The sequence below is a fragment of the Pseudomonas oryzihabitans genome, assembly GCF_014522265.1.
Lineage (GTDB): Bacteria > Pseudomonadota > Gammaproteobacteria > Pseudomonadales > Pseudomonadaceae > Chryseomonas > Chryseomonas aestiva.
The window spans coordinates 2,592,391-2,605,858 of sequence record NZ_CP017024.1; the positions used below are offsets into that span (position 1 = coordinate 2,592,391).

Annotated in this window: 12 protein-coding genes; 10 read left to right on the plus strand and 2 right to left on the minus strand. The window is 66.6% G+C overall.

Annotated features, from left to right (window positions below; all coding sequences use genetic code 11):
* Positions 1-35: 35 nt before the first annotated feature.
* From BGI51_RS11995 to BGI51_RS12015, 5 genes are read left to right on the plus strand one after another with little or no spacing between them, the layout of a single operon-like run.
* On the plus strand, positions 36-1,778 hold the full coding sequence (locus BGI51_RS11995; protein WP_187978467.1) for a carbamoyltransferase family protein: 1,743 nt from the start codon (positions 36-38) through the stop codon (positions 1,776-1,778).
* A complete protein-coding gene (locus tag BGI51_RS12000) occupies positions 1,775-2,908 on the plus strand; it encodes a glycosyltransferase (protein WP_187978468.1) in 1,134 nt (377 codons plus the stop codon). The genes BGI51_RS11995 and BGI51_RS12000 overlap by 4 nt, the downstream gene beginning before the upstream one ends.
* Positions 2,905-3,864: a glycosyltransferase gene (locus tag BGI51_RS12005; RefSeq protein ID WP_187978469.1), complete on the plus strand. Its 960-nt coding sequence runs from the start codon at positions 2,905-2,907 to the stop codon at positions 3,862-3,864. Before BGI51_RS12000 ends, BGI51_RS12005 begins: the two co-directional genes overlap by 4 nt.
* Positions 3,865-3,914: 50 nt before the next feature.
* Positions 3,915-4,676, plus strand: a complete 762-nt coding sequence (locus tag BGI51_RS12010) for a glycosyltransferase family 2 protein (RefSeq protein WP_017640113.1) — start codon at positions 3,915-3,917, stop codon at positions 4,674-4,676.
* Between the two features lie 5 nt (positions 4,677-4,681).
* On the plus strand, positions 4,682-5,854 hold the full coding sequence (locus tag BGI51_RS12015) for an O-antigen ligase family protein (RefSeq protein ID WP_187978470.1): 1,173 nt from the start codon (positions 4,682-4,684) through the stop codon (positions 5,852-5,854).
* A gap of 1 nt (position 5,855) precedes the next feature.
* Here BGI51_RS12015 and BGI51_RS12020 read toward each other — a convergent pair whose 3' ends face one another.
* Positions 5,856-6,497, minus strand: coding sequence for a lipopolysaccharide kinase InaA family protein (locus tag BGI51_RS12020; protein WP_187978471.1), 642 nt, complete (start codon positions 6,495-6,497; stop codon positions 5,856-5,858).
* A gap of 117 nt (positions 6,498-6,614) precedes the next feature.
* Between BGI51_RS12020 and BGI51_RS12025 the strand changes: the two genes are divergently transcribed.
* Complete coding sequence (locus BGI51_RS12025) at positions 6,615-7,664, plus strand: hypothetical protein (protein WP_093253871.1); 1,050 nt, start codon at positions 6,615-6,617, stop codon at positions 7,662-7,664.
* Positions 7,665-7,686: 22 nt separating this feature from the next.
* Positions 7,687-8,526, plus strand: a complete 840-nt coding sequence (locus BGI51_RS12030; protein ID WP_187978472.1) for a hypothetical protein — start codon at positions 7,687-7,689, stop codon at positions 8,524-8,526.
* Here the strand turns inward: BGI51_RS12030 and BGI51_RS12035 are convergent.
* The gene (locus tag BGI51_RS12035) at positions 8,501-9,097 is read right to left on the minus strand and encodes a serine acetyltransferase (RefSeq protein ID WP_187978473.1); all 597 of its coding nucleotides are present in this window, start codon (positions 9,095-9,097) and stop codon (positions 8,501-8,503) included. The two genes, BGI51_RS12030 and BGI51_RS12035, sit on opposite strands and share 26 nt — an antisense overlap.
* A gap of 248 nt (positions 9,098-9,345) precedes the next feature.
* Here BGI51_RS12035 and msbA point away from each other — a divergent pair, with 248 nt between their 5' ends.
* From msbA to BGI51_RS12050, 3 genes are read left to right on the plus strand one after another with little or no spacing between them, the layout of a single operon-like run.
* Positions 9,346-11,157 (plus strand): lipid A export permease/ATP-binding protein MsbA, encoded by a 1,812-nt coding sequence (msbA, locus tag BGI51_RS12040; protein WP_187978474.1) that lies wholly within the window; start codon positions 9,346-9,348, stop codon positions 11,155-11,157.
* The gene (locus BGI51_RS12045; RefSeq protein ID WP_187978475.1) at positions 11,151-12,047 is read left to right on the plus strand and encodes a GNAT family N-acetyltransferase; all 897 of its coding nucleotides are present in this window, start codon (positions 11,151-11,153) and stop codon (positions 12,045-12,047) included. Before msbA ends, BGI51_RS12045 begins: the two co-directional genes overlap by 7 nt.
* A 1-nt stretch (position 12,048) precedes the next feature.
* Positions 12,049-13,464 (plus strand): PIG-L deacetylase family protein, encoded by a 1,416-nt coding sequence (locus tag BGI51_RS12050; protein ID WP_187978476.1) that lies wholly within the window; start codon positions 12,049-12,051, stop codon positions 13,462-13,464.
* The last annotated feature ends 4 nt before the right edge of the window (positions 13,465-13,468 follow it).

A 13,468-nucleotide genomic window follows, 5' to 3' on the forward strand; every position in this document is an offset into this window, starting at 1 on the left:
CTCCTCTGGCTTCGCCCTGTACAGAGGCTTTACCTGTGTCCCTGACCGTCCTTGGCCTGTCCGGCGCCCTCAGCCACGATCCCTCCGCCGCGCTCTATATCGACGGCAAGCTGATCGCCGCGGTGGAAGAAGAACGCTTCGTGCGCGACAAGCATGCCAAGAATCGCATGCCCTACGAGTCGGCCAAGTTCTGCCTGGAACAGGCCGGGATCAGCCCCGCCGATGTCGACGTGGTGGCCATTCCCTATGCGCCCATCAGTCTCTTCGGCGAAGCCCGCTGGCACTACGCCAAGCGCTATGCCTACGCCCCGGATCGCGCCCTGGACGCCATCCTGTTCGGCAATCGTCGCTACCACCGCTACCAGAAGCGCATCGAGTGGTGCCTGGTGCAGCTCGGCTTCGACCTGAAGAAGGTCAAGCTGGAAGCCGTCGAGCACCACCTGGCCCATGCCTCCAGTGCCTACCACTGCTCGGGTTTCAGCGAAAAGACCGCGATCCTTGGCATCGATGGCAAGGGCGAGTACGCCACCACCTTCTTCGGCTACGGCGAGAACGGCAAGATCCACAAGATCAAGGAGTTCTACGACCCGGACTCCCTGGGTGGCCTCTATGGCGCCCTCACCGAATTCCTCGGCTTCGAGATGCTCGACGGCGAATTCAAGGTCATGGGCATGGCGCCCTATGGCGATGCCAGCAAGTACGATTTCTCGCGCCTGGCGAAATTCGAGAACGGCGAGCTGATCATCAACACCGACTACGCCAACGTCATCGGCTTCCGCCGCTACAAGGAAAAGGGCAAGGGCTACTACTTCTCGCCCAAGCTGATCGAGTGGCTGGGACCCAAGCGTGAAGGCGACATCGCCGACGATCCCTACATCCACTATGCCGCCAGCATGCAGGCGCTGTTCGAACGCCTGGCGCTGGAGATGATGGACTACTACCTGGGCGACATCATCCGCCAGACCGGCAAGCTCGCCTTTGCCGGCGGCTGCGCGCTCAACGTCAAGCTCAACCAGAAGATCATCGCCCGTCCCGAGGTCAAGGAGCTGTTCGTCCAGCCCGCCTCGGGCGACGCCGGCACCGCCGTCGGCGCTGCCGCCTACGTCTCCCACGCCCGTGGCGTGCCGGTGGAGAAGATGGAGCACGTCTATCTCGGCCCCGGCTACAGCAACGAAGACGTCATCGCCGCCTGCGCCCGCCATCCCAACGCACCCAAGTGGGAGCGGATCGACAACATGCCCCAGCGCATCGCCGAGATCATGGTGGCCGGCAATCCGGTGGCCTGGTTCCAGGGTCGCCTGGAATTCGGTCCGCGCGCCCTGGGCGGTCGCTCCATCATCGGCTGCCCCAGCGTGCCGGGCGTGGCCGATCGCATCAACGCCCAGATCAAGTTCCGCGAGCGCTGGCGGCCCTTCTGCCCGTCCATGCTCGATACCGTGGCGCCGCAGATGCTCAAGGTCGACCATCCCTCGCCCTTCATGACCTTTACCTTCGAGGTCAACGAGGAATGGAAGAGCCGGGTGCCCGAGGTGGTCCACGAAGACGGCACCTCCCGCGCCCAGGTGCTGGAGCGCCGGCATAATCCGTGCTGGTACGACCTCATGGTCGAGCTGGAAAAGCTCACCGGCAACGGCGTCTCCCTCAATACCTCGCTCAACCGCCGCGGCGAACCCATGGTCTGCTCGCCCACCGATGCCCTGAACATGTTCTTCGGCTCGGACCTGCAGTACCTGATCATGGAAGACGTCCTGGTGATCAAGGAGGGGGCCGGCCTATGACGCGTTCCGCCGAACCGCGGGTGCTGCAGTTCTGTCATGGCTACGACGGTCCCTTCCTCGACTGCGCCCGCCAGACCGCCAGCCTCTTCGCGGGCAGCGGCTATCGCGTCACCACGGTCTTTCTCACCGGCACGGCCGATGCCGAGGTGGCCGCCGGCTGCGGTAGCGACGAGGTGCTGTTCCTCGAGTATTCCTCCAAGGACGTGCGGGGCCTCAAGCTCGGCGCCATCCAGGCGCTGCGCGAGATCGTCCGCTCGCGCGGTATCCGCTTCGTCATCGCCCATAGATTCAAGCCGATCTGGATCGCCTGCCTGGCCACCAATCTGCCGGTGATCGGCGTCCACCATGCCTTTGGCGACTACGACCGGCTCGGCCGGCGGCTGTTCGCCAAGCTGATGAGCAAGCGCCTGACCCTGCTGGGCGTCTCCGACGCGGTACGCGACGAGTTGCGCCAGCGCCTCAAGGACTGGCCGGCCGAGCGCATCGAGACCCTCTACAACCGTCTGGACGTCGAGGCGGTGGAACGCGAACTGCTGCCGGCCGACGAGGCCCGCGCCGGGCTCAAGCTGCCCCAGGACGCCTGGATCGTCGGCAACGTCGGTCGCCTGCATCCGGACAAGGACCAGGCCACCCTGCTGCGCGGCTTCGCCGCCGCCCTGCCGAATCTGCCGGCCAATGCCCTGCTGGCGCTCCTCGGCAAGGGCCGCCTGGAAGAAGACCTCAAGGACCTGGCCCGCGAACTGGCGATCGCCGACCGGGTGCTGTTCCTTGGTCAGGTAGACGGCGCCCGGCGCTATTTCAAGGCTTTCGACGTCTTCGCCCTGAGTTCCGACCACGAGCCCTTCGGCATGGTCCTGCTGGAGGCCATGGCCGCCGGCGTCCCGCTGATCGCCACTTCCTGCGGTGGCGCGCGGGAGATCGTCGAGGGGGTCGGCTTCCTCTTTCCCCTCGGCGACGCCGAAGCCCTCGGCCAGGGCCTGCAGCACCTCGGCCGCCTGGCGCCGAGCCAGAGACGCGCCTGCGTGCAGCACATGCGCGAGCGCCTGGCCGAACGCTTCTCCGACGAGGCCGTGCGCCGTGACTTCTGGCGCCTGCCGATGGTCGCCGCCTTCAAGGCCCCGGCGCCGTGAAAGTCCTGTTCCTGGTCCAGAAGGAGCAACGCATCCTGCTGGACCACTTCTATGCCAGCATCGCCGCCCACTGCGAGTGCGACCTGCGCTGGCTGAGTGACGAGGAACAGGCCGATCTGCGCGGCTATTTCCGCCGCGCGGTGCCCCAGCCCGAGCAATACGATCGCATCCTGCTTTTTCTCAGATTCAAGAAGCAGCTCAGGCAGGTCGCCTTCATCCGCAGCCTGCCCAATCTGGTGGAGCTGGAGCACGACGCCTACCAGAATTTCATCCCCTGCAAGTACACCGGCAAATTCAGCCGCTACTACCGGGCCATGCCCCACGTCAGGGTGCTGGTCTCCGGCGCCGGCGTGGCGCGGCGGCTGCAGGAGGAGGGGGTGGACGCCCACTTCGTGCCCAAGGGCTACGACGACAGCCGGCTGCGCGACCTGGGGCTCGAACGCGACATCGAACTGGGCTTCGTCGGCAGCCTCGGCAGCGTGGCCTACAGCGGGCGCAAGCAATTGCTGGAAGACCTGGCCAAGGTCGAGCCGCTGCTGATCACCAAGACCCGCTCGGGCGACGAATACCTGCAGACCCTCAACCGCATCCGCTACTTCGTTGGCGCCGATGTCGGCATGGGCGAATACATGATCAAGAACTTCGAGGCCATGGCCTGCGGCTGCGTGCTCTTCACCTTCGATCAGGGTGAAGAGGAGAACCGCGCCCTGGGTTTCGCGGATGGCGTCAACGTGGTGCTCTATCGCTCGCTGGACGAGTTGCGCGAGAAACTCGCCCGGCTGCGCGGCGATCCGGCGCACGCCGCGACCATCGCCAGGGCTGGAGAGGCCCTGGCGCGTCACTCTTTCGCTTTCGGCCACTTGGGTGAGCGCATCGTTTCGGCTATAACCCCAGCGCTGCGACCGGCAGTCGCTCCGGGGTTCCTGCACCGCCTGCTCGGCAGGCTGGGACGCTGATGCGCTGCCCGAGGTCCGGCTTTCGACTCAACTGGCAGAAAGGGTAGAACGTGCAGTTTTCCGCCGACAGCGACATCTCCGTGGTCGTCACCAGTTGCGGGCGCTTCGACCTGCTGCGGCAGACGCTGGCGACCTTCGACGAATTCAACACCGCGCCCATCCGCCGCGTCTTCATCACCGAAGATTCCGGTGACGAGGCGGTACGCGACTGCATCCCCGCCCATTGGCGCGAACACACCGAGTTCATCGTCAACAATCCCAAGCTTGGCCAGATGCGCAGTGTCGACGCCGCCTATGCCCGGGTCGAGACCAGCTGGATCTTCCACTGCGAAGACGACTGGGCCTTCTATCGCCCGGGCTTCATCGAGGACTCCCAGGCGCTGCTGGAGGCCGATCCCCAGGCGCTGCAGGTCTGGCTGCGCAGCCATGCCCATGACCTGGCGATCCACAGCCCCTACGTCTATCTCAAGTCGCGGCAGGTGCATGCCGGTATTGCCTTTTACGAAGTCGGCTCGCACAAGCCCGAATGGCAGGGCTTTTCCTTCAATCCCGGTCTGCGCCGGCGCGCCGACTACCTGCTGCACGCCCCCTATGGCGACCTGAGCGGCGAGAAGGAACTGTCCCGGCGCTATGCCGACGCCCAGCGCCACGCGCTGATCCTGGAAAACGATGCCGTGCTGCATACCGGCTTCGGCCAGCACGTGGTCAGCGACAAGGACCGCAACGACAAGCAGAAGCGCCGGCGGATGGAACGCATCAAACTGGCACTGGCCTTCCTGGTCGGCGCACTCCTGGGAGCCCTGTTGTGGTGACACCCTTGCTCGATCGCCTGCAGCAGAGTCGTTATTTCACCCTGGCGGTGCTGGTGTTCATGGCCGCCTACCTGTGCATCCCCACGGCCAAGTGGATCAACAGCTACTTCTATGCGGCGATCGCCCTGCCGGCGCTGATCCTCTTCGTGCTGCGGCCGCGGCTGATCGACTGGCGCTCGCCGCTGCTGCTGCTCTGGCTGGTGTTTCTCGCCTGGTTCATCGTGCCGGGGGCACGGGCCGAAGAGGGGCAGTTCTTCAAGCACATCCTCTATGTGCTGCTGTTCGTGCTGACCGTGGCCTGCCTGGTGGATGGCGACTTCTTTCGTCGCCCCGGCCTCGTACGCCTGGCCTTCTGGGTGGTCTGCGCCTATGCCGTGGGCTCCAGCCTGGTGTTCTGGCTGACCGGCCACTATGCCGTCGGCCAGCGGGTCATCCACCTGCCGGGACGCATCTCCAATCCCATCTATGTGAGCATCTGGATGGTCTGCCTGGGCGGCCTGGCCGCGCCCAGCTGGATCCGCGAGCGGCGCTGGATCGAGTTGCTGGCGGCGGTGGTGGTCAGCATCGTCGGCATCTCCTTCGCCCTGCAGACCCGTACCGGCCTGGTGGGCATCGGCTTCCTGGCCGCCCTCGGCGTGCTCTTCGCCTTTCCGCGCTTTCCGCTGCGCACCCTGGCGCTGGTCGTGCTGGTCAGTGCCCTGATCGCCGGAGTGGTCCAGGTGGTGCATACCGAAGCCTGGTTCGTCGCCTTCTGGGGCCGGGCGGATTCCGGACGCATCGAGCTGTTCCACTTCATGATCAAGGACTGGGAGTCCTGCGGCTGGTGGCTGGGCTGCGGCCTGGGTTACCAGAGTCACGACCTGCTGCATGGCACCGAGGCCATCCAGCACCCGCACAACATCTTCGTCTCCTTCGGCATCTACACCGGCCTGGTGTCGCTGCTGATCTTCGGCGTGCTGATGCTGGCCAGCCTGGGCGCGGCTCTGCGCCAGCGCGATCCCTGGGGACTTTATCTGGCCGTGGCCCTGCTGATGCTCAATTTCGACGGCGCCAAGCTGATCGGCAATCCGGACGAGTTGTGGCCGCTGGTGCTGTTGCCCGCGGCGATGATCGTCGGCGCCGAGGTGCAACGCCGGCGCAAGCTGGCGCTGGGACAGGCGGTGCCGGTCCAGTCCTGATCTAGTCCTGCAGCTGCCGGTCGAGTTCGCGCCAGTCCAGGGGCTGGCGGCAGGCTTCGGCATAGGCCCTGAGGAAGGGTTCGCGACCGGGTTCGAACAGCCAGTCGCGGTCTTCGCCGTAGCGCAGCAGGTGATGGAAGTTGCGCACCCGCAGGCGCAGCGGCAGACGCCGCGCATGACAGCGCAGATCGGCAATGTCGATCAGGCCCAGTTCGCCTTCTGGCGTCTGCACCACGTTGCCCAGGTGCAGCGAGCGGAAGTAGACGCCACTGTCGTGCAATTCGGCGATGAAGCGACCCAGGGCGGGGCGCAGCGCCGCGGCCTCGTCCGAGGTGCGCAGCTGGCGCAGGGTGGCGCCCGGCAGCGGGCTGTAGTGCACCAGATCGCGCTGCAGCGAGGCGGCGCGATAGACCTCCAGCACCTGCGGACAGGGAATGCCGCGCTCGGCCAGTTGGCGGGCGTTGTCGGCAAAGCGCTGGGCATAGGGAAACAGCGCCGCCGAGGTCAGCAGCCGCTTGCGGCGAAAGAGCTTGAGATAGCTGCCATCGGTGAGGCGCAGGACCTTGTCGCCATGGTGATCGGCTTCCACTACCTGGGCGGCGTCGCGCAGTTCGAGATAGCGCGAATGTTCGAGAGGCTTCATGCAGGACCCGTCAACGTCAGGGCGTGCATGTTACCCGAAGGTGGCAGGCTGTGAAGTGACCCCTGCGACCTATCCGGCCGCTTGTTGCTAGAATCAGATTTTTGCCGGCAGCTTTACATGCGCCCCACACGCCAACTCCTGTATTTCGTCTACGGCGGTGCCCAGGCCTATCGGCAGGAGCTGAAGTTCAGCCTGCTCAGCGCCCTGCACTGGCGGCAGGGCCAGGACATCGCCCTCCGTATCCTGACCGATCGGCCGCAGGACTATCGCGGCTGGCCGGCGGAAGTAGTGGCCATCGAGGCCGCGACGCTCAGGGAGTGGCAGGGGCAGCACGGCTATCTGCACCGCAGCAAGGCCTGCGCCATCGCCTGGGCCCTGCCGCGGGCCGACAGGACGCTGTTCCTGGACAGCGACACCGTGGTCCAGGCGCCGCTGGCGTCGTTGTTTGACGGCATCGACAGCGGACGCGGGCTGCTGGACATCGAGGAGTGGTCCTGGCGCAAGGCCCGTACCCGCCCGGAATTCGCCCGCTTCGCAGCAGCCCTGGCCGCGCGTGGCCAGGAGCCGGCGGAAGAGACCCGGCTCTACAACAGCGGCGTCTGTGGTCTGGCGCGGGTCCATCTGCCGCGGGTCGAGCAGGCCATCGCCCTGATCGACGACTGGCACGGCCACGACGAGGAGGTCCATACCCTGGAGCAGATCGCCCTGTCGTTCAGCCTGGCGGATCTGGCCATCGGCGAGGCGCGTGGCCCCGTGCGCCACTACTACGCGGAAAAGCGCTTTCTGCACTTCATGCTGGCGCACTTCTTCGAGCGCTATGGCGAGGACTTTTCGCCGGCGCTGCAGCAGCACTGGCAGGAGGTGCCCCTGACCAAGCCGCTGCCCGATGTCTGGACCCGGTTGCGGGTGAAATGGCAACTGGCCGGCCTGGACAAGCAGCGGGCGAGCCTGGGACGCAAGCTGCTCTATGGCTGCCTGGCGCCCCAGGACAGCTATGCCCGTGCCTGTCGGCATGTCTGGTGGGAGCGGGCGCTGAGCGAGCGTCTCGGCGGCGGCGATCGCCAGGCCTTCGCCGAAGGCATCTGGCCCAACGACCTGCCGCGTCCGCACCTGGCCGACGAAGCCGGCGCGGCCCTCGACTATCTGCGCAAGCGGGTGCGCGGCTAGGCCGCGATCCCCAGGGAAGTCCATGCGAACGCTCTTTCTCGTCGTCCTCTATGGCTTGCGTCCCGCGGAGTCGGCCACCCTCGACAGCCTGCTGGCCCAGCCCCCTGCCAGCCTGCCGGCCGACAGCGCCCTGCTGGTCTGGAACAACGGCCCCCGGACGCTGGAGGACGCAGAGCGCCAGGCGCTGCTGGCGGCCCCGGGTTGGACGACGGTCCTGATCGAGGAAGACCTCGGCAATCCGCCCCTGAGTCGGGTCTACAACCAGGCACTGCGGCTGGGCGCCGAGCGCCTGGTGATCTTCGACCAGGACACCGTGGTGGACGGGCGCTTTCTGCAGGCGCTTGGCCAGGACGCCGAGTTGCTGGTACCCCTGGTGCTGGGGGCGGGCACCATCCGCTATCCCCACCAGTACAAGGCGGTGGTGACCGCAGAGGGACTCCTGGATCCCCAGGCCACCGTGACCATCAGTTCGGGCCTGTGCCTGACGCAGGGCCTGGCCGCGCGTATTGCGGCCCGCCACGGCGATGTCTTCGACGAGCGCTTCGCCCTCTATGGCGTCGACGTGTCCTTTTTCCTGCGGGTGCAGGCGCTGGCGCGGGACGAGCCGGTGGCGCTGCGCTGCGCGGGCATCCTCGACCATTCGCTGTCCGAACTGGAAGCGGAAACCCCGGCCCAGCGGCGCTTTCGCGACATCGAGAAGTTCTATGTCGCCCTGCTGCTGCGCCTGCACTACAAGGGCGCCTCGCGCGGCAAGGTGCTGCGCTACCTGGGGCGGCAGCTGTTGGGCAATCGGCCGTATTTGTACAGCGTGCTGCCGCAGATGCTGCGGACCATCCTCAGCGGGCGCCATCCCCGGGCGTAGCGCCCGGCAGCGGACGGATCACCGCCTCGTGGCGACTGTAGTAGAGGCTGTCGGCGGGGATGTCGCGCATCACCAGGGCGCCGGCGCCAACCACCACGTTGTCGCCGATGGTCAGGTGGTCGCCGACGATGCAGACGTGGGCGCCAAGGCTGACATTGTCGCCAATGAAGATGCCGACCAGTTGCGCCGGATCGTCGCTCTTGATGCCGATGGTGGTGTGCTGGCGGATCATCACGTTGCGGCCGATCACCGCCAGATTCGACACGCAGATACCCATGCGATGGGGCAGGCGCAGCCCGGGGCCGATACGGGCGCCCAGCAGGATCTCGATATTGTGCCGACGGATCAGCCGGCGATTGATCCGCTCCGCCAGCTTGCGGTAGTTGAGCAGGCCGCGCGGGCGGCAGTAGAGGAATTGCGCCAGGCGATACCAGAACAGGAAGCTCGGACTCTCTCCCGCGGTGACGCGCCGGAGCAGACGCTTGAGTCGCAAGGGCTTGCCGGGTGCGTCCAGCACCTCCAGGCGCCAGTAATCCTTGAGTTCGGCGAAGGTGGCGATCAGCGGCGGCATGATAGGTGTTCCGGGGCGGGGGAGGGCAAGCCTGGGCTCTGTACGAAAAGAGTCTGCGCTCGGTGATGCTTCGTTGAAAAAGACATGCGGAATGCTCATTTACCGCTCATAGACTCCGCTTCCTCGGCCTTTTTCGCCTCGCCTGACCTTCGCTCGACGACTTTTCGTGCAGAGCCTAGCGGAAAATCCCGCCGCTGGGTCGGCGGCGGGTGCGTGTTAACATGGCGCTTTTGCGTCACGACGAGACCATGAGCCAAGACTCCCCTGCGCAGACCTCCAGTCTGAAGATCTATTTCCGCCTGCTCGGCTACGTGCGGCCCTACATCGGCATGTTCGCCCTGAGTATCGTCGGCTTTCTGATCTTCGCCTCCACCCAGCCGATGCTGGCGGGCATCCTCAAGTACTTCGTCGATGGCCTGAACAACCCCAACGCCTCCATGTTCCCGGGCTGGCCCATCGTCGGTGGCCTGCACCTGGTGCAGGCGGTGCCGCTGATGATCATCCTGATCGCCGCCTGGCAGGGGGTCGGTTCCTTTCTCGGCAACTACTTCCTGGCGCGGGTCTCCCTCGGCCTGGTGCACGACCTGCGGGTGGCGCTGTTCAACCACATGCTGCGCCTGCCCAATCGCTACTTCGATGCCAACAACTCGGGTCACCTGATCTCGCGCATCACCTTCAACGTCACCATGGTGACCGGCGCCGCCACCGAGGCGATCAAGGTGGTGATCCGCGAAGGCATGACCGTGGTCTTCCTGTTCGCCTCGCTGCTGTGGATGAACTGGAAGCTGACCCTGGTGATGGTGGCCATCCTGCCGCTGATCGCCCTGATGGTGACCAGCGCCAGTCGCAAGTTCCGCAAGCAGAGCAGCAAGATCCAGTCGGCCATGGGCGACGTCACCCACATCACCTCCGAGGCCATCCAGGGCTATCGGGTGGTGCGCAGCTTCGGCGGCGAGACCTACGAGCAACGGCGCTTCCTCGATTCCAGTCTGGCCAACACCGACAAGCAGCTGACCATGACCAAGACCGGCGCGGTCTATACGCCCATGCTGCAGCTGGTCATCTATTCCGCCATGGCGGTGCTGATGTTCCTGGTGCTCTGGCTGCGCGGCGAAGCCTCCGCCGGCGACCTGGTGGCCTACATCACCATGGCCGGCCTGCTGCCCAAGCCGATCCGCCAGCTCTCCGAGGTCAGCTCCACCATCCAGCGCGGCGTGGCCGGTGCGGAAAGCATCTTCGAGCAGCTCGACGAGCCCGCCGAACGCGATGAAGGCCGTGAAGAACGCGAGCGCGTCCAGGGTCGGCTGGAGGTGCGCAATCTGACCTTCCGCTACCCGGGCACCGACAAGCCGGTGCTGGAAGGCATCGACTTCGTCGCCGAGCCCGGCCAGATGGTGGCCCTGGTGGGCCGTTCCGGCAGCGGCAAGTCGACCCTGGCCAACCTCATCCCCCGTTTCTACCAGCACGAGCAGGGCGAGATCCTCCTCGACGGCCTGGAGATCCAGGACTATCGGCTGACCAACCTGCGCCGGCACATCGCCCTGGTGACCCAGCACGTCACCCTGTTCAACGACAGCGTCACCAACAACATCGCCTATGGCGATCTGGCCGGGGCGCCGATGGAGCAGGTCAGGGCGGCGGCCGAGGCGGCCTATGCCGACGAATTCATCCAGCGCCTGCCGCAACTGTACGACACCCAGGTCGGCGAGAACGGCGTGCTGCTCTCCGGCGGCCAGCGCCAGCGCCTGGCCATCGCCCGGGCATTGCTGAAGAACGCGCCGCTGCTGATCCTCGACGAAGCCACCTCGGCGCTGGACACCGAATCCGAGCGCCACATCCAGGCGGCGCTGGACCGGGTCATGCAGGGCCGGACCACCCTGGTGATCGCCCACCGCCTCTCCACCATCGAGAAGGCCGACCTGATTCTGGTGATGGACCATGGCCGCATCGTCGAGCGCGGCAGCCACAGTGAGCTGCTGGCGCTGAACGGCTACTATGCGCGCCTGCACGCCAAGCAATTCGAGGAGGTCGTGCCGCCGGCGCCGACGATCGAATGCTGAATAGATTCCGTTTCTGGCGTGAGCGCGGCTGGACGACCATTTCCGCCGCCGACTACGCCGCCGCCTGGCAACGCCATGGCGGCAGCGTCGCCAGCCACCCCGAGGTGGTCGACCGGCTGGCCGGACTGGCCGGCATCCCGGTGCGCTACCTGGGCTGGCCTGGTGCGGATGGCCTGCAGGCCGCGGTGCCCTGCTGGGGGCGCGAGCTGGCGCTGTCGCGTACGGTGCTGAAGAAGCGCCGCCAGCGTGCCCTGTTCGACCTGGGCAACGCCGAGATCATCCTGCCCGCCGCCTCGGGTAGCGCGGCGCCCCTGCGGCAGCGCGCCCGCTATCTGTCGCCCCTGTGCGACGAGCGTTTCGCCGGTCTGCGCCGGCAGAGCGAAGAACTGGCCATGCTCCGCGAGCCGGAAGCCTGGTCGAAGAAATTCCGCTACAACCAGCGTCGCGAGCAGCGCCTGTTCGAAGACGCCGGTGGGCGCGTGGTCCCCATGGCCGAGCTGGACAGCACCGAGCAGGCACGGATCTATGCCGAGCTGTTCGAGGCGCGCTGGGGCTTCGAGGTGCCGGGCAAGGCCCGGCTGGCCGAGGTGTTCGGCCTGCTGCGGGACTTCATGACCGGCTCGCTGCTCATGCTCGGCGAACGTCCGGTGGCGATCCAGGTGCTCTATCGGGTGGAGGCGCCCGAATGGATCAGCGTCGAATACGTCAACGGCGGTGTCGATCCGGCTGCCAGCGACCTGAGTCCCGGCAGCGTCCTCACCTATCTGAACACCCAGGCCGCCTGGCAGGATGCCCGCGCCCTCGGCAAGGCGTTGCGCTATTCCTTCGGCCGTGCCGATCGCGACTACAAGGACCGCTGGTGCCACCGCGTCACCGTCTTCGAGAGCTGAGATGACCGCCCGCAAACAAACCCTGCTCAAGCGTCACCGCCGTCACAAGCGGCTGGTCCTGGCGGTCATCGCCGTCGTGCTGCTCGGTTGCCTGGCGCTCGGGCCCTGGTGGAGCGCGCCGCTGCTGGCGCTGCTGGTCTGGCTCGGCCACGAGGCCTGGTTCGCCGATCACCTGTTCTATTCGCCGCGCGACAACTACAGCTACCAGTTCCCCGCCGACACCTTGGTGCTGGGCCTGCATCTGGAGCACGGTCGACTGGCCGCGGTGGAATTGCCGCCGGGCGAGCTGACGCTGTTCCTGGAAGGTCGGCTGCGGGCCGGCTGGCTTGGTCGCCTGCTGGATCCCCGGGTGCACCTGCGCGCCGGTGACGAAGGCGATCGCCAGGACTTCGAGCGCGGCGTGGCCGGGCGGCGCTATGTCAATCTCAGTGGCTACGCCGAAGCCCTGCGGCGTGGCGAGTTGCACCTCTGGACGCGCTTCTGCCGGTTGCAGGGCGAGTTGCGTCTGCACGTCTTCGCCCAGCCGGATTTCCGCAGCAAGAGCGTCATGGTCATCGCGCCCCACGCCGACGACGCCGAACTGGCGGCGTTCGGCCTCTACAGCCAGGCGCGGGAAGCCAGCATCGTCACCCTGACCCAGGGCGAGATCGAGGCCGGGCACTATCAGCGCCTGGGCCTCGATCGCCAGGCCGCGGCCCGGCTCAAGGGGCGGCTGCGCACCTGGGACAGCCTGGTCACGCCGCTGTGGGGTGGGGTACCGCCGGAGCGCTGCGTGCAGTTGGGTTACTACTGCCTGCAATTGCCGGCCATGCGCCAGGCGCCGGAAGACACCTTCGGCTCTCGCGAGTCCGGCGACAGCGATGTGCATAGCGCCCGGCGCCACAATCCCCTGCAACTGCCCGGCGATGTCGACGGCGCCCCCACCTGGCGCAATCTGGTGGCCGATCTGGTGGCCCTGCTGGAGCACTTCCGTCCCGAGGTGGTGGTGCTGCCGCATCCGCAGATCGATCCCCATGCCGATCACGTGGCCAGTACCCAGGCCCTGCGCGAAGCCCTGACGTTGAGCCAGTGGCAGCCCGAACTCGAACTGCTCTACGCCAACCACCTGCACGACAACGACCGCTGGCCCATGGGCCCGGCCGAAGGCGGCATCGCCCTGCCGCCGGCCATCGAGACGCCCGCGCCCCTGGTGCCCTGGAGTCCGCTGCTGACCCCCGAGCGACGGCTGGACAAGGCCATGGCCCTGGGTATGCAGCACGACCTGCTGGTGCCGCTGCCGGCGAAGAAACGCCTGCGTCGGGCCATCCAGTGGCTGCTGGCCGGACGCCGCTGGCCGCGCACCGGCGAAGACGAGTTCTTTCGCAAGGCCGTACGCCGTCACGAGCTGTTCTGGATAAGCCGCCGCGACGAGCTCTGAACCC

Excerpts from the sequence above, each read along its gene's own strand:
- BGI51_RS12000 (WP_187978468.1), top strand. The coding sequence starts at position 1,775 with ATGACGCGTTCCGCCGAACCGCGGGTGCTGCAGTTCTGTCATGGCTAC.
- BGI51_RS12035 (WP_187978473.1), bottom strand. The coding sequence starts at position 9,097 with ATGCCGCCGCTGATCGCCACCTTCGCCGAACTCAAGGATTACTGGCGC.
- BGI51_RS12025 (WP_093253871.1), top strand. The coding sequence starts at position 6,615 with ATGCGCCCCACACGCCAACTCCTGTATTTCGTCTACGGCGGTGCCCAG.
- BGI51_RS12050 (WP_187978476.1), top strand. The coding sequence starts at position 12,049 with ATGACCGCCCGCAAACAAACCCTGCTCAAGCGTCACCGCCGTCACAAG.
- BGI51_RS12045 (WP_187978475.1), top strand. The coding sequence starts at position 11,151 with ATGCTGAATAGATTCCGTTTCTGGCGTGAGCGCGGCTGGACGACCATT.
- msbA (WP_187978474.1), top strand. The coding sequence starts at position 9,346 with ATGAGCCAAGACTCCCCTGCGCAGACCTCCAGTCTGAAGATCTATTTC.
- BGI51_RS12020 (WP_187978471.1), bottom strand. The coding sequence starts at position 6,497 with ATGAAGCCTCTCGAACATTCGCGCTATCTCGAACTGCGCGACGCCGCC.
- BGI51_RS12030 (WP_187978472.1), top strand. The coding sequence starts at position 7,687 with ATGCGAACGCTCTTTCTCGTCGTCCTCTATGGCTTGCGTCCCGCGGAG.